Source organism: Methylomonas sp. MgM2, from assembly GCF_054172045.1.
Genome location: NZ_JBSYXO010000016.1, coordinates 1 through 18064 on the forward strand (window position 1 = coordinate 1; position 18064 = coordinate 18064).

Annotated in this window: 16 protein-coding genes; 15 read left to right on the plus strand and 1 reads right to left on the minus strand. The window is 50.8% G+C overall.

What is annotated here, in order from left to right; genetic code table 11:
• The 13 genes from tolA to ACW73I_RS13025 all read left to right on the plus strand — a co-directional run.
• Positions 1 to 519: cell envelope integrity protein TolA (tolA, locus tag ACW73I_RS12965; RefSeq protein ID WP_458029805.1), on the plus strand; the 519-nt coding region annotated here is incomplete at its 5' end.
• Positions 520 to 524: 5 nt separating this feature from the next.
• Positions 525 to 1808 (plus strand): Tol-Pal system beta propeller repeat protein TolB, encoded by a 1284-nt coding sequence (gene tolB, locus ACW73I_RS12970; protein ID WP_458029806.1) that lies wholly within the window; start codon positions 525 to 527, stop codon positions 1806 to 1808.
• Positions 1809 to 2006: 198 nt separating this feature from the next.
• Complete coding sequence (pal, locus tag ACW73I_RS12975) at positions 2007 to 2582, plus strand: peptidoglycan-associated lipoprotein Pal (RefSeq protein ID WP_458029807.1); 576 nt, start codon at positions 2007 to 2009, stop codon at positions 2580 to 2582.
• The gene (gene ybgF, locus ACW73I_RS12980; protein WP_458029808.1) at positions 2579 to 3463 is read left to right on the plus strand and encodes a tol-pal system protein YbgF; all 885 of its coding nucleotides are present in this window, start codon (positions 2579 to 2581) and stop codon (positions 3461 to 3463) included. The genes pal and ybgF overlap by 4 nt, the downstream gene beginning before the upstream one ends.
• Positions 3463 to 4116 carry a 7-carboxy-7-deazaguanine synthase QueE gene (gene queE / locus ACW73I_RS12985; RefSeq protein ID WP_458029809.1) on the plus strand — a complete coding sequence of 218 codons (654 nt, stop codon included), beginning with the start codon at positions 3463 to 3465 and terminating at the stop codon, positions 4114 to 4116. Before ybgF ends, queE begins: the two co-directional genes overlap by 1 nt.
• Positions 4100 to 4810, plus strand: coding sequence for a 7-cyano-7-deazaguanine synthase QueC (queC, locus tag ACW73I_RS12990; RefSeq protein WP_458029810.1), 711 nt, complete (start codon positions 4100 to 4102; stop codon positions 4808 to 4810). Before queE ends, queC begins: the two co-directional genes overlap by 17 nt.
• Positions 4811 to 4899: 89 nt before the next feature.
• Positions 4900 to 5514 (plus strand): chemotaxis protein, encoded by a 615-nt coding sequence (locus ACW73I_RS12995; protein ID WP_458029811.1) that lies wholly within the window; start codon positions 4900 to 4902, stop codon positions 5512 to 5514.
• A 41-nt stretch (positions 5515 to 5555) separates the two neighbouring features.
• Positions 5556 to 6284 carry an oxygen-binding di-iron domain-containing protein gene (locus tag ACW73I_RS13000; RefSeq protein WP_458029812.1) on the plus strand — a complete coding sequence of 243 codons (729 nt, stop codon included), beginning with the start codon at positions 5556 to 5558 and terminating at the stop codon, positions 6282 to 6284.
• Positions 6285 to 6386: 102 nt separating this feature from the next.
• Positions 6387 to 7748, plus strand: a complete 1362-nt coding sequence (gene miaB / locus ACW73I_RS13005) for a tRNA (N6-isopentenyl adenosine(37)-C2)-methylthiotransferase MiaB (RefSeq protein WP_458029813.1) — start codon at positions 6387 to 6389, stop codon at positions 7746 to 7748.
• Positions 7745 to 8734, plus strand: a complete 990-nt coding sequence (locus tag ACW73I_RS13010) for a PhoH family protein (protein ID WP_458029814.1) — start codon at positions 7745 to 7747, stop codon at positions 8732 to 8734. The genes miaB and ACW73I_RS13010 overlap by 4 nt, the downstream gene beginning before the upstream one ends.
• A gap of 3 nt (positions 8735 to 8737) precedes the next feature.
• On the plus strand, positions 8738 to 9199 hold the full coding sequence (gene ybeY / locus ACW73I_RS13015; protein WP_458029815.1) for an rRNA maturation RNase YbeY: 462 nt from the start codon (positions 8738 to 8740) through the stop codon (positions 9197 to 9199).
• Positions 9196 to 10038, plus strand: coding sequence for an HlyC/CorC family transporter (locus ACW73I_RS13020; protein WP_458029816.1), 843 nt, complete (start codon positions 9196 to 9198; stop codon positions 10036 to 10038). The genes ybeY and ACW73I_RS13020 overlap by 4 nt, the downstream gene beginning before the upstream one ends.
• Positions 10039 to 10297: 259 nt before the next feature.
• A complete protein-coding gene (locus tag ACW73I_RS13025; RefSeq protein ID WP_458029817.1) occupies positions 10298 to 12586 on the plus strand; it encodes a diguanylate cyclase domain-containing protein in 2289 nt (762 codons plus the stop codon).
• Between the two features lie 252 nt (positions 12587 to 12838).
• On the opposite strand, the gene ACW73I_RS13030 is transcribed toward ACW73I_RS13025, so the two are convergent.
• On the minus strand, positions 12839 to 13417 hold the full coding sequence (locus tag ACW73I_RS13030; protein WP_458029818.1) for a beta-class carbonic anhydrase: 579 nt from the start codon (positions 13415 to 13417) through the stop codon (positions 12839 to 12841).
• A gap of 156 nt (positions 13418 to 13573) precedes the next feature.
• Between ACW73I_RS13030 and ACW73I_RS13035 the strand changes: the two genes are divergently transcribed.
• Positions 13574 to 14467, plus strand: a complete 894-nt coding sequence (locus tag ACW73I_RS13035; protein ID WP_458029819.1) for a LysR family transcriptional regulator — start codon at positions 13574 to 13576, stop codon at positions 14465 to 14467.
• Positions 14468 to 14773: 306 nt separating this feature from the next.
• Complete coding sequence (locus ACW73I_RS13040) at positions 14774 to 17947, plus strand: PAS domain S-box protein (protein WP_458029820.1); 3174 nt, start codon at positions 14774 to 14776, stop codon at positions 17945 to 17947.
• Positions 17948 to 18064 lie beyond the last annotated feature (117 nt).

The window sequence follows — 18064 nt, forward strand, 5'->3', positions numbered from 1 at the left end:
GCCAAGCAAAAAGCCGAAGCGGCGGCCAAGGCCAAGGCGGACGCCGAAGCCAAGCAAAAAGCCGAAGCGGCGGCCAAAGCCAAGGCGGATGCCGAAGCCAAGCAGAAAGCCGAAGCGGCAGCCAAGGCCAAGGCGGAAGCCGAAGCTAAGGCCAAAGCCGAGGCTGAAGCGGCAGCCGCCGCAGCTAAAGCCGAGCAGGAGAGACAGGCGGCGGCTAAAGCGGAAGCCGATAAGCAAGCGAGTCTAGCCGCTCAACAAGCCATTATGCGAAAAGTGGAAGGCGCTTGGACGAGGCCGATCAACGCCGTACAAGGCTTAAAATGTACAATTCAGGTAAAATTATTGCCCAGCGGGGAAGTAATGAAGCCAGTACTGGTTATTAGCAGTAGCGGCGATGATGTCTTTGATCGGTCGGCGGTCAATGCTGTGCTGAAAGCATCGCCGTTACCGGTGCCGCAAGACAGGGCACTGTTCAATCAGCAATTTAGAGTATTTGAGTTCATATTTAAACCGGAATAATCGGAATGATCACGTTGTTAAAGGTTTTCTTCATCACATTGATGCCTGTTCTGCTCGGCACTGCCCATGCCGCAGGATTAACAATCGAAATTACTAAAGGCGCGCAATCTGCGATACCCATCTCGGTTGTGCCGTTTGCGCAGCAAGGTTCGGTCGGTAATGTCAAACTGTCCGATGTGATTAGTTCCGACTTGTCCGGCAGTGGTTTCTTTAAAACACTGAATGAAGAAGATATGCTTTCTCAGCCTAGCGATCCGGAGCAAGTGGATTTTCGTAACTGGCAAGCTTTGGGTCAGGATTATTTGGTGATCGGCCAGGTAATGGGCAACGGTGGAAGTTTTAACATTCAGTTCCATTTGTTCAATGTGCATAACGGTCAACTATTGATGGGTTACCGTTTGACGGTGGGCGGCAACGAATTGCGTCGTGCCGCCCACCACATTAGTGACTTGATTTACGAAAAGCTGACCGGGCGCAAAGGTGTATTCAACACGCGAATTGCGTATGTAACCAGCCTCCAGAGAGGTCGCGGTAAGCAATATATGCTGCAAGTGGCCGATGCCGATGGCTACAACCCAAGGACTATCGCCGAGTCGCCCGAGCCTATTATGGCCCCGGCTTGGTCGCCCGATGGATCAAAGATCGCATACGTTTCATTTCATACCAAACGTTCGGCGATTTATGTGCAGACCTTGGCTACCGGCCAGCGCGAAAGTGTCGCGGCCTATCCGGGCATTAACGGCGCTCCGGCATTTTCACCGGATGGAAGTCAATTGGCGATGACCCTGTCAAAAGACGGTAGCCCGGATATTTACGTCTTGAACTTAGCGACCCGAAGGCTTAACCGATTGACGTCGGGTTTGTCGATCGATACCGAGCCGACTTGGTCGCCAGACGGTAGTTCTATCATCTATACATCCGATCAAGGCGGTAAACCGCAGCTGTACATGATTCCCAGCGGCGGCGGTCGAGCTACTCGCCTGACTTTCCAGGGCGATTACAATGCTAGAGGGCGTTTTTCCGCCGATGGTCGAAGTTTAGCCATGGTTAGCGGTAACGGAGGCCGCTATAGGATTGCTGTGATGGACATGGCTTCGCGCACGGTAACGGTCTTAACCGACGGTAATTTAGACGATTCACCCAGTTTTGCGCCGAATAGCAGTATGATCCTGTTTTCGGCGAATAAAGGCGGCCGATCCGTGCTGTCGGTGGTGTCTACCGACGGTGCGATGCAGCAAAAACTGGATTTCGAAAGCGGCAGCGTAAGAGAACCTGCTTGGGCTCCTTAGGATAACGCTATAAATTTTGTAACTATTCGGCGAGTAATTGTGCCGGGCTTGGTACCCGGTGAGACGGCAAAATATAAAATACAGCGATACGAATAGCGGGGATAATCCCTCTCTATTCACTAATTTTATTGAGACGTGATGCGCTGAATATTTATTAAATTTTTTTCGTTTGAACTTTGTATATTTTGGAGACGTTGTATGAAATTAAACAAAACTTATATGGCCCTGGCTATGAGCGCGATTTTGCTTGCCGGTTGTAGCTCGACCGAAGAAGAGGGGAGTCTTGCGGATAGTAGTCAAAGCGCTACCGATGCATCTACCAGCGGTTATAATGACGGTTCAATGGCTGGCAGTCAATTTGGCTCCGGTGACGGCTACAATACCGGATCAAGCTACGGGTCCGGCTCGAATTTAGGTCCCGAGTTTAGCGATCCGAATAATCCATTGTCTAAACAAACGATTTATTTCGAATTGGATAGCAGCCAAGTAAAACCGGAGTTCGTTCCCGTCGTGGCCGCCCACGCCAAATATTTGGCGTCGCATCCGAACCAACACGTGATTTTGGCCGGTCATGCCGACGAACGCGGTTCCAGCGAGTACAATATCGCCTTGGGCGAGCAGCGTGCTAAATCGGTCGAAAGCATGATGCGTGCGCAAGGCGTGTCTAGCGCGCAATTGGAGATTGTTAGTTATGGCGAGGAAAAGCCGGCGGTTTCGGGGCATGACGAATCCGCGTGGCAAATGAATCGCCGGGTAGAAGTAGGTTATCAATGAAAAAAACTGCACTTTTGACGTTATGCGTCAGCATAGGTGGTTGTACAAACGCCGGGGCATTGCCGCCGGCCACTAACTCGGACTATCAAGGCAATATGACCTACGGCGCTCCTTCCGCACAGGTTGATGCGCCGTCTAATAGCGCTATATACGATTTGTTAGGACGGTTGGAACAATTGCAGTCGGAAGTGCAGCAATTAAGAGGACTGGTTGAGGAGCAAGCGCATGCGATCTCCGATTTGGAACGTAAGCAAGACAATATGTATTCGGATTTGGATGAGCGAATCCAGTTGTTAACTTCCGGTGCCCAAGCGGCGCCTCAAGCCGCTACCGAGACTGCACAGGCCGGTGCCGATGCGAGTCAAGCGGCGGTACAAACGGCGTCGTCGTCTGATGCTGCCGCGGCTTCATCCGTGACGAACCCAAATGACAAGAGTGCGGCGCAGGAGCCGGCAGTGGTTGAGAATGATGCGGCTGAGCCGGTTGAACCGGCAGCGGCTAAGCTCAGCGAGCAGGAGCGTTACCAACAAGCATATGAAACCTTGCGGAACGGGCATAACGCGCAGGCAATTAAGATGTTTGAAGCGCTGTATGCCGATAATCCAACCGGCCAGTATGGCGACAACGCTCAGTATTGGTTGGGCGAAGCGTATAAAATCAACCGAGAGTTCGACAAGGCAAGGGATGCTTTTAATAAGGTAATCAGTCAATATCCCGATAGTTCGAAAGTGCCGGATGCCCTGCTAAAGCTGGGTTATATCGAGTACGAACAGCAGAACCCGGCGAAAGCTCGTGATTATTTTACCCGCATTACAACGAGTTATCCCGGAACCACCGCTGCGCACTTAGCAGCAAAAAAATTAGCGAATATGCCGCAATAATGGCTCGGGCAGACTTGTCGCTACGCGTCAGCGAAATTTTTTATTCCTTGCAGGGCGAAAGCAACACGGTCGGGCTGCCGACCGTGTTTATCCGTCTGACCGGTTGCCCGTTGCGTTGCGGATATTGCGATACCGCGTACGCCTTTAGCGGCGGCGAAAAGCTAACGCTGGATCAGATTATCGAAAAAGTCCAATGCTACGATACCTGTTACGTGACCGTAACCGGCGGCGAACCATTGGCCCAGCCGGGTTGTAATTCGTTAATGGTTAAGTTGCTGGATGCCGGCTATCAAGTGTCATTGGAAACCAGCGGCGCCATGGATGTTTCGGGACTGGATCCGCGCGTTGTCAAGGTCATGGACCTAAAAACCCCCAGTTCGGGGGAAATGCGGCGCAATCTGTATGGCAACGTCGAATACTTGAATCCGCAGGATCAAGTGAAATTCGTCATTGCCGACGAAGCCGATTATCAATGGTCCAAACAGAAATTAATCGATTACAAATTAGCGGAACGGTGCCAGGTGCTGTTTTCACCGGTAACCGGTCTGATGTCTCCAACCGTGTTGGCCGATAAACTTCTGGCGGACCGCTTACAGGTTCGCTTTCAGATTCAACTACACAAATATCTTTGGGACGATGCAAGAGGAAAATGACTTAACGGCCTCGAAAGATGGCGTGGGTAAAAATGCCATCATCTTGCTATCGGGCGGATTGGATTCCATCACGATATTGGCCTATGCGAAAAAGCAGGGCTACGGTTGCTATGCTTTGAGTTTTGATTATGGTCAGCGCCATAATGCCGAATTGGAAGCCGCCAAGAAAATCGCGCAGGATTTCCGGGTGATCGAACATAAGGTCGTCCGTTTGGGCCTGGATAGTATTGGTGGCTCCGCCTTGACCGACGAGCACATAGACGTGCCGAAAGCGCCGCAAAGCGGCATTCCGGTTACCTATGTGCCTGCCCGCAATACCATTTTTCTGTCTTTTGCCTTAGGATGGGCGGAAGTCTTGAGCGTCCACGACGTATTTGTCGGCGTGAACGCGGTGGATTATTCGGGTTATCCGGACTGCCGCCCCGAGTTTATTAAGGCCTTTCAAGAGATGGCTAATCTGGCGACGAAAGCCGGCGTCGAAGGCCAAACCATCAAAATTCATACGCCGTTGATTACTTTGAGCAAGGCTCAAATTATCGAACTGGGCTTGAGGCTTGGCGTCGATTACGCCGGCACGGTGTCTTGCTACGCGGCTGATGCCAAAGGCAGAGCGTGCGGTAGTTGCGATGCGTGCCGCCTGCGTAAAGCCGGATTTTCAACTTTAGGCGTGCCCGACCCGACGCGTTATCAATAAATTCAGTTCCGGTTAATTTATATTGAAGGTTCGTCGATGATGCCGATAAGCTCTATGAATACTCCTGCGTTAATCGAGAGCGTCTCAATATGCAGATAAACCAGCCCAAATCTCAGTTTGTTGCGGTAGCGTCGATCGCGGCGGAATTAAGTGCTGTTATGGACGTCGCCAAAGAAATATCGTTGGCCGCCGCCAACGCAAAAGCGATCGCATTCAGGGCCGGCGAAAAAGCCAAAGGTTTTCAGCCGATCACCGATTTCATTAACGAGTTAGCCAAGGAAACCATCGAACTAGTCAACAATATTAACGAATATGCATTGAAATTATATCGGTTAACCGTAAAAAAACACCGCATGTCCGATGCTTGCCGACGCTTTGAAAAAGTGGCGGAATTGTCCCAATATGCGGCTCACGCGGATTCGTTAAAATTGTCATTGGATCAAGCGAGACAAAGAAGAGCCGATTGCGGTCGCCAATTCAGCAGACATGTAAGCGAATTGTTAGATCAACTGGCCGATGTAATGCACCCGGCTAGAGCGGCACGGGTAATCGCCGCAAATTCACGCATAGAAGCTTCGCAGGCGGGAGAATATTTGCAAAGCTTGCAAGCGGTTGCGGAAAGCGTGGACCACGCCGCGCAAATCATTCACGACAAAGTGCATAAATGCCGTAGTGCGTTGAGCGTAATCAATACGGAACACTGATTTATGTCCGGTCGAACAATAGCGATGAGGTAATGTCGTCCATGAAAATGACAAAAGTTTATGAAGGGGAATACCAATGGATCATGTATGGCCGCGATCCCAATAAACCCGAAAAACTGATCGATACCAATCAATATATCGTTCGTACCTCGAATCGTTGCCTATTGATCGATCCGGGCGGAATCGAGTTGTTTGCGCCGATGCTGGCGGCCGTGCTGCATCATGCGCCGGTCGACGAAATAACCGATTTGTTCGCTTCGCATCAGGACCCGGATATTATTTCGTCGTTGGGCTTGTGGGATCAAGCTTTGCCGCATGCCCGCTTGCACGCAGCCGGATTATGGGAAGGTTTTTTACGCCATTTTGGTTGTGACAATATCGAATACGTGGCAATTCAAGATAACGGCGGGGTCATCAACTTGGGCGGCGTCGAGTTGCAAATCATTCCCGCCCATTATTTGCATGCTTCCGCTAATTTTCATTTATACGATCCGCAGGCGAAAATATTGTTTTCCGGCGATGTCGGAGCCGCGCTGGACATACCCGATGCGCCGGCATTCGTTGACAATTTCGATGCTCACATCGAGCGTATGCGTTTTTTTCATCAACGCTGGATGCCGTCCAATCAAGCCAAACGCGCCTGGATAGAACGGGTTAGGAGTTTGGAGATCGATATCTTAGCGCCCCAGCACGGACGCATGTTTAAAGCTAACGACGTCAAGCGTTTTATCGATTGGTTTGAAGCCTTACAGGTCGGGATTGCCGTATAAAACAAGCAGTTGGCAAAAATAATAGGTATAATTCAACAATTAAGCCCCGGTTTTAGAACAGGGGTTTTTTGTTAGAGATCGGTTGGAGTAATCTACAAAAGCATGGCGCAAAAACTTTACATACAGACGAACGGCTGTCAGATGAATGAGTACGATTCCGACAAAATGCGGGATGTGCTGATGGCTTCGCATGGTTTGGAAATCACCGACAACCCGGATCAGGCCGACGTGTTATTGTTGAACACCTGTTCAATTCGTGAAAAAGCCCAGGAGAAGGTGTTTTCCGCGGTCGGACGCTGGAAAAAAATCAAAGACAAACGTCCCGATGTGATCATAGGTGTCGGCGGTTGTGTCGCCAGCCAAGAGGGCGATGCCATTCAAAAACGCGCGCCGTATGTCGATATAGTCTTCGGGCCGCAAACCTTGCACCGTCTGCCGGAACTGTTGAATAAAGCCCGCAGCGGCGGCAAACATGTAGTGGATATATCTTTCCCGGAAATCGAAAAATTCGACAACCTACCGGAACCCCGCGCCGAAGGCCCTAAAGCCTTTGTTTCCGTGATGGAAGGCTGCAGTAAATATTGCACCTATTGCGTGGTGCCTTATACCCGCGGAGAGGAAGTCAGCCGGCCGTTAAGCGATGTCATTGCCGAAATTGAAACCTTGGCGGCCCAAGGCGTGCGGGAAATTAATTTGCTGGGACAGAACGTCAACGCTTATCGCGGTGAAATGGAAGATGGCGATATCGCCGGCTTCGCACTGTTGCTGCATTATGTCGCGGCCGTTGACGGCATCGATAGGATCCGGTTTACCACCTCGCACCCGTTGGAATTTACCGACGACATCATCGAGGCCTTTGCCGAGATTCCGCAATTGGTCAATCATTTGCATCTGCCGGTACAAAGCGGCAGCAACCGGATTCTGGCTGAGATGAAGCGCGGCCATCGGCGCGAGGACTACCTGGAAATCATGCGTAAGATCAAAGCGGTGCGTCCCGGCATCAGTTTGTCATCCGATTTTATTATTGGTTTTCCGGGCGAAACCGACCAGGATTTCGAAGATACCATGGCCTTGATAGAGGAAGTGGGTTTCGATTTTTCCTTTAGCTTTATTTTTAGTCCCAGGCCGGGCACGCCGGCAGCGGATTTTCCGGATGAAGTCAGCATAGCGGTCAAGGAGCAACGTCTGCAGCGTTTGCAAAAGCGCTTGGGCGAAATGGCTGCGGCGATTTCCGAGTCCATGGTGGGCAGCGTCCAAGCTGTATTGGTTGAGGGTAAATCCAAGAAAAACCCGTTACATTTGACGGGCCGGACCGAAAATAACCGGGCAGTCAATTTCGCCGGACATCCGCGATTAGTTGGCCGGTTCGTCGATGTACTGATCACGGAGGCTTTACCGAACTCGTTGCGAGGTCGTTTGCTTGACTCCGCCGTCGATAAAATTTTGCAAAAGGCAGCATCTTGACAGCCGTTCAAGTTTCCCAGGAAATTACCTTATTACCGGTCGACAATCAACGTTTATCCAATCTTTGCGGGCAGCTCGATGTGCACTTACGGCAGATCGAGCAAAGACTGAATGTCGATATCGCCAACCGTAGCAATCATTTTAAGATCACCGGGGTTGATGTAGCGGTTAAGGCGGCCAGCGCGGTCATGCAAAAATTATTCGAGATGGCTGAAAAAGAGGAGATTACGCCGGAGCAAGTGCATCTGAGCCTACAAGATGCTAGCGTCGATCAGTTGTTGGGGCAACCGACAGCCACGGACGCGCTTAGGCCGGAAGGCGTTGCCATCAAAACCAAACGGGGCGTGATTAAGGGTAGAGGGCAGAACCAGCAAGATTATCTGCGTAAAATCCTGACGCACGACATCAATTTCGGTGTGGGCCCGGCCGGAACGGGGAAGACCTATTTGGCCGTCGCCTGTGCGGTGGAGGCTCTGCAGACCGAACGCATACGCCGCATTGTGTTGGTTAGGCCTGCGGTGGAGGCCGGCGAGAAGCTGGGCTTTTTGCCGGGTGACATGGCGCAAAAGGTCGATCCTTACTTAAGGCCTTTATACGATGCCTTGTATGACATGCTCGGCTACGACCGCGTCGAAAAATATCTAGAAAAGAATGTCATTGAAGTCGCGCCGCTGGCATTTATGCGGGGCAGAACATTGAACGACTCGTTCATTATTCTCGACGAGGCGCAAAATACCACGACCGAACAAATCAAGATGTTTTTGACTCGAGTCGGTTTCGGTTCGACCGCAGTGATCACCGGCGACATTACCCAAATCGATTTGCCCAACGAAAGAATGTCCGGTTTGAAGCACGTGCTTAAGGTTTTGAAGGATGTGGAAGGTATTAGCTTTACCTTTTTCGGCGTGCGCGACGTGGTCAGGCACCCCTTGGTGCAACGCATCGTTGCCGCCTATGACCGTTATGAGCAGGAACACTCTTTGTAGACTATGAATAATCTGGATATTCAAATCGCGACCGCGGCCGGCGATTATCCAAGCGAGCAGCAATTTCAAAAATGGGTCGATACGGTATTGAGTGATCCGACTCAGGATAGCGAAATCGTCATACGTTTGGTCGATAATGCCGAAAGTGCCGCACTTAACCGACAATACCGGCGCAAGCAAGGCCCCACCAATATCTTAAGTTTTCCATTTGAAGCGCCCGAAGGTTTCGAAACCGACTTATTAGGCGACTTGGTCATATGCGTGCCGCTGATAGGCCGGGAAGCCATAGAACAGCACAAGTTGCCGGAACATCACTGGGCGCACATCACGATACACGGGGTGTTGCATTTGCTCGGTTACGACCATATTGAAGAAGCCGAGGCCGAAGAAATGGAAGCACTGGAAATCAAACTATTGAATATGTTAAATATAGCCAATCCCTATCAGGAAGAGAGTGCGCAATGAGTAGCGAAGGTAACCCCCCGAGTAGTCAGCCCCATCAGAGGAGCTTGCTGGAACGTATCAGCTATTTTCTGACTGGGGAGCCACAAGATCAGGAAGACTTACTGGAAATTCTCAGAGAGTCGGAAGAAAAACACTTATTGGATGCCGACTCGTTAAGGATGATGGAGGGCGTGATGCAGGTATCCGAACTGCGCGCCAGAGACATCATGATCCCGCGTTCTCAAATGGTGGTAGTGCCCAGGGAAGCCGAGCTGGAAACCATCTTTCCATTAGTCATCGAATTCGCCCATTCGCGTTTTCCCGTTATTGAAGAAGATCGCAGCCGCGTCGTCGGTATATTGCTGGCCAAAGACTTACTCCCCTATGCCTTGCGCGACAAAACCGTCAAGGTCGAGGACGTCATGCGCCCCGCCAGTGTTGTGCCGGAAAGCAAGCGTTTGAACGTATTGTTGAAAGAATTTCGTACCGAACGCAATCATATGGCTATCGTGGTTGATGAGTACGGTAATGCGGCCGGCTTAGTCACCATCGAGGATGTGTTAGAACAAATTGTCGGAAAAATCGAGGACGAGCACGACGAAGATGAAACCAAGGAATACATCTCTCAGCGCAGCGAGCGCGAGTTTATTGTCAATGCCTTGACTCCGATTTCCGAATTCAATGAATATTTTTCGACGGAGCTGGAAGATACTGATTGCGATACCGTGGGAGGTTTAATCTTGCAGCGTCTGGAACATTTTCCGAAAAAGGGCGAAAAAGTCGAATTCGACGCTTTTGTCTTCGAAGTATTACGCGCGGATAATCGCCGGGTTCACTTGTTGCGCTTAAAGCTGCTTTAATGGCTTGGGTACTGACGGTTGCCGGTTGTCGAAATCAATCCCAGTTCTTCTTTGTATCATCGTTGAATCCGGTAAAACGCCAACTTCGGCTCCGTGACGACGCATGTTTGCCACGGTTGGTTTTTTGCCGTGCGGCTGATTACGTTCTAACTTCTTCTAACCTCGATATAGGCGGTTAAATAGGTATCGGTGCCTATCCTTAACTCATCTAGAATAAGCTAGATGACAAATATATCTTTGGTATAAGATCGTTTCAATCATGATACGCACTCTGCTCTTAATCAGTCTTTTGACGACATCGGTATTAGCTTTTGCGGATAAGTCGGTGCGTATCGGCGTTTTGTCTTTTCGTTCACTAGAACAAACCCGGCGCCAATGGCAAGGTTTGGAAGACTTTCTCAGTGCAAAAATTCCGGACACCCAGTTTAATATCATCCCGCTTTTCTATCCGGATATGGATGCCGCCGCAACGGCAAAACAAGTGGATTTTGTGTTTACCAACCCTGAACATTACGTACTACTGCGGCAGAGCACCGGTATTTCGGCGATCGCGACATTGATGAGATCGATCGACGGGCGGCCGGTCAATCGGTTCGGTGGCGTGATTTTTGCCGGCGCCGAGAACGAAGGGCCGAATGAACTGGAGGATTTATCCGGCAAGACAGTCGCTGCGACGGATAAGCGATCGTTCGGCGGCTTTATCATGCAACAGTGGGAATTGTATAAACATGGCGTGAAACCGGCCATTTATCTATACACCGGGATGCCTCACGATAATGTGGTTGAAGCCGTCTTGCAGGGAAAAGCCGATGCCGGGTTTGTGCGTACCGGCGTCATTGAAGCGCTCGTAGCGGAAGGCAAAGTAAAGAGCGGGGCGCTTAGAATTGTTCATCAGCAGCCTGATGGCGATTTTCCGCAAAAGTCATCGACCGAACTTTATCCCGAGTGGCCTTTCAGCGCCATGCCCGAGACTTCTCCGGAAACCGTTAAGGCCGTAGCCTTGGCTTTATTGAGTTTGGATAGCCAAGAACCGGTCGCGCGGACAGCGAAAATATATGGTTTCGGCCCGCCCGGCGACTACAGTAAAGTGGAGGCCGTAATGTTGCGGCTAAATATTTATCCGCACGAACTCAAGAACATACAGTTTCGAGACGTCTATTTTCGTTATCGCTATCCGATTTGGGCAGGAACGTTTTTTCTGTTACTCGTTTTTTTGCTTTCGGTTCAGTTATTCAGAGCCAATCGGCGTTGGCGCCGTTCCAGTATGATGTATCACCTGGTAGCGGATTACACCAGCGACTGGGAGTATTGGTTGGGTAAGGACGGCGAATTGATTTACATGTCGCCTTCTTGTCAGAACGTTACAGGCTTTACCGCCAAAGAATTTAAACGGCGTCCCGATTTGCTTGAGATTCTGGTGCACGAAGCCGATAAGAAAGATTTTCTCCGGCATTGGCAAGATCATGTTAGGACCGTCAAAGCCGGCGAACTGGAATTTAGGATTACCGATCGTCAAGGCGCAGTTCATTGGATACATCATCTTTGCCGGCCTGTTTACGACGATAGCAACCGTTACCAAGGCCTACGCGCATCTAATCGAGACATTACCGCAAGAAAGAAGGTCGAAATGGAATTGCGTTTGCATGATGCCGCGTTAAAGGCCTGCGCAGATGCCATCATCATTACTGATCTCAACGCCAATATTCAGTGGCTCAACCCGGCGTTTTGCGAGCTGACGGGTTATAGCGAACAGGAATGTATAGGCCGAAACCCGGCGGAACTTTGTAAATCCGGTGAGCAGGATGCGCTTTTTTACCAGCACTTGTGGGAAACGATATTGAAAGGTCAAACTTGGCGAGGTGAAATCGTTAACCGGCGTAAATCAGGTGAAACCTATTGTGAGTACATGAGCATTACGCCGGTATACAACAGTTTCAATCGGATTAGTCATTTTATAGCGGTAAAGCAGGATATTTCCGAGCGCAAGCAGACGGAGCAAACTATACGGCAGATGGCTTTTTACGATCCCCTGACTCAATTAGCGAACAGGCGATTACTGGTCGATCGATTGGAGCACGCGATTGCGAGTTGCAAACGCAAGCACCGATATGGTGCCTTATTGTTATTGGATTTGGATCGCTTTAAGGCGCTCAATGACCTGTTTGGTCATGATGTAGGAGATCAGCTATTGGTCAAGGTGGCCAATAGCTTGAAAAGTCTCGTACGTGAAGAAGATACGATAGCGCGTTTTGGCGGTGACGAATTTGTCGTGTTGCTGGTCGATTTGGATGCGGAGAAGGAAAAGGCCGGCGTAAAGGCGGAGCAAATAGCGCGTAAGATTAAGGAAACGTTATCGCAGCATTATCATCTGGAAATCAATCGCGAGCAGACGGTTTCTAACTATTTCTCCTATGATTTAAGCGTGAGCATTGGGATCAACCTATTTAGGGATGCGGAAACCAACGGCGAGAAAATTTTGAAACAAGCCGACGTCGCGATGTATCAAGCCAAAAAAAATGGACGCAACACTATCCACCGCTTCCAATAGCGCTGGATTCTAAGCTGCCCGGACAAGCGCGGCCATTCTGCGATCAGCCGGTGATTTTCGGCAGCCCGAATATATGGATTGTGTTTTGGTTTAATAGCAGATTGTTTTGAGCGAGCCGCTTCGTCTTAAGACTGCGGAAGGAACCGAGAACGGCTTGTAGGTATGAGCGACGGCCGGACCCGAGCGCGAGGTTTTCGGGCCGGGTTTAAGCACATTACGCTTAAACCCGGCCGATATCTACAAATGGCAAGTTTAGCCGGCTCTGCCCGCTTCAGAGGCTTCCGGAACTTCGATTAAACTGCCGGTTTTACAGTCGTAAATATAACCGTAAACAGGAATTTCGCTTGGCACCAAAGGATGGGACTTGATGCGTTTGACGTCTTCCAGCACGCTTTGTGCCTGGTTTTTAATCGTTAACCAATTGATGTATTTGCCGTCGGTTGAACCGGGGCCGTCGCCGCTGTCGTGCCAGCCGGATGCGTCTATGCTGGCGGTTTTCAGGCTGCTGGACAGCAAATCGCTCATAATTTCGTTGGTGAAGGTTTCCATGCCGCAATCGGTATGGTGAATGACAAACCATTCTTTGGTGCCTAACAATTTATAGGAGATAACCAGCGAACGTATCGCATCGTCGCTGGCGCGGCCCCCGGCATTACGGATTACGTGGGCATCGCCTTCTGATAAGCCTGCATACTTGGCCGGATCCAAACGGGCATCCATGCAGGTCAAAATGGCAAACTGACGTGCGGGCGGCATGACTAGGTCGCCTTTATCGAAATTGGCCGCGTATTCCCGATTGGCCAGCAATACTTCATTTAATATTTTGCTCATAATAACCTCTGGTGTGGGAAAAAAACGCCCGGCTCATTTTATGAGGCCGGACGATATTATTACTATCTCCGGGGCATATTCTATACAGCGATTTTTGTGGTTTAAAGCGGCGATATGGTTTATAAAATATAAACTTTAAGTTTATATTGTTTGGCCATGGATAAATTCAACAACATGCAAGTGTTCTGTCGCATCGTCGAATTGGGTACGTTTTCGGCGGTGGCCAAGGAGATGAAGTTGTCGACCATGATGATCAGCAAATACATGACACAACTGGAAGCTTCTTTGGGTGTCGTATTGATGAACCGCACCACTCGCAGCCTGAATCTAACCAGTGCGGGCGAAGCGTTTTACAATCGCAGCAAACAACTGCTGGAAAATTTGGCCCAATTGGAAGAAAGCACCGCGCAGCTTGGCGGGCAAGTGGCCGGGCAGATCAAGATAAGCGCGCCTATCGATTTCGGCGGCATCTATATGGTGCCTGCCATCGAACAATACATGCGGCAATATCCAAAAATCAGAGTGTTGATGTCGCTGGACAATAAACCGCCCAATCTGCGCGACGGCAGTTTCGACATTTCCTTGCTGGTGACCGATAAACTCGATCCCGGCGTGGTGGCGCGCAAGATCGCCGAAACCGAGCTTTGTACGTATGCGGCTCCGAGTTATTTAGCCGAGAAAGGCACGCCCCGGACTATCGACGACTTGCTTCGGCATCAATGCCTGCATTATGTGGATACGCCGCACGGCGACTATTGGTTGTTTAACGTCGGCGGCGAAGTCAAACGCATCAAATCCGATTGGGTGCTGGCATCCAACAACGGCAGGGCCCTGTGCCAGGCCGCGGCCTTGGGCATGGGTATCGTCCAAGCGCCGCGCTTGTCGGTGGCACCTTATCTACATAGCGGCGAGTTGGTGGAAATATTGCGCGATTTTAGGCGTCCGGCCATTTCGATCTATGCCACTTATTTACAGCGCAGGTTTTACCCCGCCAAGTTGAGCAGTTTCATCGATTTCCTATTGGCCTATTTTGCGGCGGACGAAGCCTAGTCGACGGGCGTTAATCTTTTCAAATGCGCGCATTTCAATCAAAGAACCGCCAACGGGTGGTTTTAGGTTTGAATGGTTGGGTTCGGCTACTTTGCGACATTCAAATAAAGCCACAAGCCACCCTCTGAATGACAGGTCACCGGCAGTAAGCAGCCCACCACTGATCATCGGGGATTCAATGAAAGCGTAAATGATTTCGTCGCCGTGCATTATTTCGTTGTGAGCAGCGCAATGGCTGCCATACAATCCCAGCCAATTAGACAACTCGTAGCGTTCGTCGGCCAATATTCAGAGATATAATTGTTCATGATAAAAACCTTAGCGATAGCCGGTCATCGATTGAAACAGTGGCTTGATGCCCACCTGCCTTTCCTCATCCCGAAGCGCCGGGGCGGTATTCACCATCTGCTGCTATCCGTTGTTTTGGTGGTATTGGCTTTAGTGGTGCGCTTTTTAATTGCGCCTGTGGATGCAGGTTTGCAGTACGTCTTATTCTTTCCTGCCGTCACCTTGGCGGCTATCGTTGGGGGGGATAAGCCGGGATTGCTGGCCACCCTCATGGGAGCATTTTTAGGCACTTACTTTTTTACTCCGCCCTATTACTCGATTTCAATGGACGTGTTGCAACGGGCCTTAGGGGGAAACCTGGTGTTTCTCATGGACGGGCTGGTCGTGTCCATTGCTATTGAGGCAATGCATCGCTATCGTAAGCAATTAGCTGAAGAATTAAAAAAATCGATTGATACCAATAGTGTTTTAGAGGAAAACTCGCAGTATTTAAAAAAATCCCAAGCCCAGTTGAAAGCATTCATTTCCCAGGCACCTATCGCCATCGCCATGTTCGACCGGGATATGAACTATCTGGAAACCAGTGAGCAGTGGATCAATGCATATGGCCAAGGTTATGCCAGTCTGAACGGTCGCAATCATTATGAGGTACACCAGGACTTGCCGGAAAGATGGAAGCAGGTCCACCAGCAGTGTCTGAGCGGAGCCATGCTTAAAAATGATGAGGACCTGTGGATTCAGGCAGATGGTACTCACAAATGGGTGCGCTGGGCGGTGATGCCATGGCTTGATGAGAAGGGAGCCATCAGCGGCATTATCATCTCGGGTGAAGATATCACCGAACGAAAGCACAACGAAAGGCTGCTGATGGAAAGCCAAAGGGAAAACGCCTTCTTGGCCGATTTGATACGGACTTCCGAACAACCCGTGGCTGTCGGCTATCCGGATGGGCGGCTAGGGCTGGTGAACGCCGCTTTTGAGATGTTAACCGGCTACTCTGCCGCAGAGCTACAAGGTATCAATTGGGCGACGGTGCTTACGCCGCCGGAATGGCTTGAGGTCGAACGCAAAAAACTGTCGGAGCTTCTGCACAGCGGCCAACCGATCCGTTACGAAAAAGAATACATCAGAAAGAACGGCACACGCGTTCCGGTCGAGGTACTGGCCCACCTCAAGACAGACGTTGAAGGCAAACCCGAATTCTATTACGGGTTCATAACCGATATCACCGAGCGTAAACAGGCTGAACAAGCATTGCGAGAAAGTCAGATGGACCTGAACCATGCCCAGGCGGTTGCTCACATCGGCAGTTGGCGACTGAATGTGCGCAGCAATACGCTGGAATGGTCCGACGAAAATTACCGCATTTTTGGTGTCCCCAAAGGCACGCCGCAGACTTATCAGTCGTTTCTCACTATTGTCCACCCAGACGACCGGGACAGGGTCGATACAGCGTGGAGAGAGGCGCTGAACGGCAAGCCTTACGATATTTCGCATCGGATTATTGCAGACGGCAAAATCAAGTGGGTGCGCGAACAGGCCGAGTTGGAATTCAACGAAGACGGCACATTGCTGGGCGGTTTCGGCACGACTGAAGACATCACACTGATCAAAAACGTTCAGGACGCGCTGCAACACGAGCGGATTTTCCTGCGACAAGTCATCGATGCGGCGCCCAGCATGATTTTTGTCAAGGACCAGGAGGGACGATTTATCTTAGGCAACGAGGCCTTGGCCCGGTGCTACGGCACTAGCCCTGAAAACCTGATCGGCTTGACCGATGAGCACTTCAATTCCAACGCTGATGAGGTGGCCCGGTTCCATCAAGACGACCTCGATGTCATCGACAACCGCCAGCCCAAACGTTCTATAGAGGAAAAAGTCACCCATGCCGATGGCTCTATACACTGGTACAGCACCGTCAAGATCCCGCTGATCGAGGAAGGTCATTGCGACAAACTGCTGGGGGTGGCAACCGACATTACCGACCGCAAGCAACACGAAGCACATTTGGCCGAACACGCGCTGCAACTGCAGGAAACAACCCGCCGCAAGGACGAATTTCTGGCGATGCTCGCCCACGAACTGCGCAATCCCTTGGCGCCCATCAGCAATGCCGTGGAGACACTGAAATTCACGGATTTGAAACCGGCCCAGATAGCCCGGTGCACCGACATGATCAACCGCCAGGTCAAACATTTAACTCGGCTGGTGGATGACTTGCTGGATGTGTCCCGAATCAGTCGCGGCTTGGTCGAACTTAAAAAAGAACCGCTGGAAATACGGGATTTCCTTCTGCCGGCCGTGGAAACCAGCCAGCCGCTGATCGATACCCGGCGGCATACTTTCTCTTTGGTGCTTCCGCCAGAACCCGTGTGGGTCGAAGGCGACCGGATCCGGTTGACCCAAGTCGTCTCAAACCTCATTAACAATGCTGCCAAGTATACGGAGGAGGGAGGGCATATCGAACTGTCGGTCGAAGTCTCCGACCGCGAAGTGGGCATTCATGTCTCCGACAACGGCAGTGGCATCGATCCGGCGGATTTATCGCGCTTGTTCGACTTGTTCTACCAGGCAGAGCGCAACCTTGACCGTGCCCAAGGCGGATTGGGTATCGGTTTGTCTCTCGTCCATAACCTGGTGGCGAAGCATGGCGGCAATGTGCAAGTCTTTAGCGCAGGCCGTGGACAAGGCAGCGAATTCGTGATTCAGCTGCCGCGGCTGATCTTATCGCCCTCTATATGCGCTATCACCGACGCACCTGCAGCGTCTAGCGTCAATCAACGCCGCATATTGGTCGTGGATGACAATCGCGATGTCAATGAAAGCCTGGCCTTGCTGCTTGAAAGCGAGGGGCATCAGGTGCTGACTGCGTTCGACGGTATCTCTGCACTGGAAATAGCACGAACCGAACGGCCGGATATCATCCTGATGGATATCGGGCTGCCTGGGATGGACGGCTATGCGGTGGCGCAGGCGTTGCGACAGCACCACGAACTGGAGCGGACCATGCTGATTGCCCTGACGGGCTATGGGCAGCCGGATGACCGGAAAAAGTCCGGTGCCTCAGGGTTCGATGAACACTTGGTCAAGCCAATCGATATGGAAAAATTTCGGAAGTTGCTAGCCAACTATCCGACAACCAGGACCGTAGGCTGGGTAGAGCAGCGCGAAATCCAGCAAATGCCTTGAAATATCCGAGCATCTTTACATTCAAACGGCTCTCTGAATTAGAAAGCTTATCAGCCTCTAAGCTGGGTTTCATTATCATTCAACCCAGCCTGCAACCACTCCAATTCAGAGGCATGA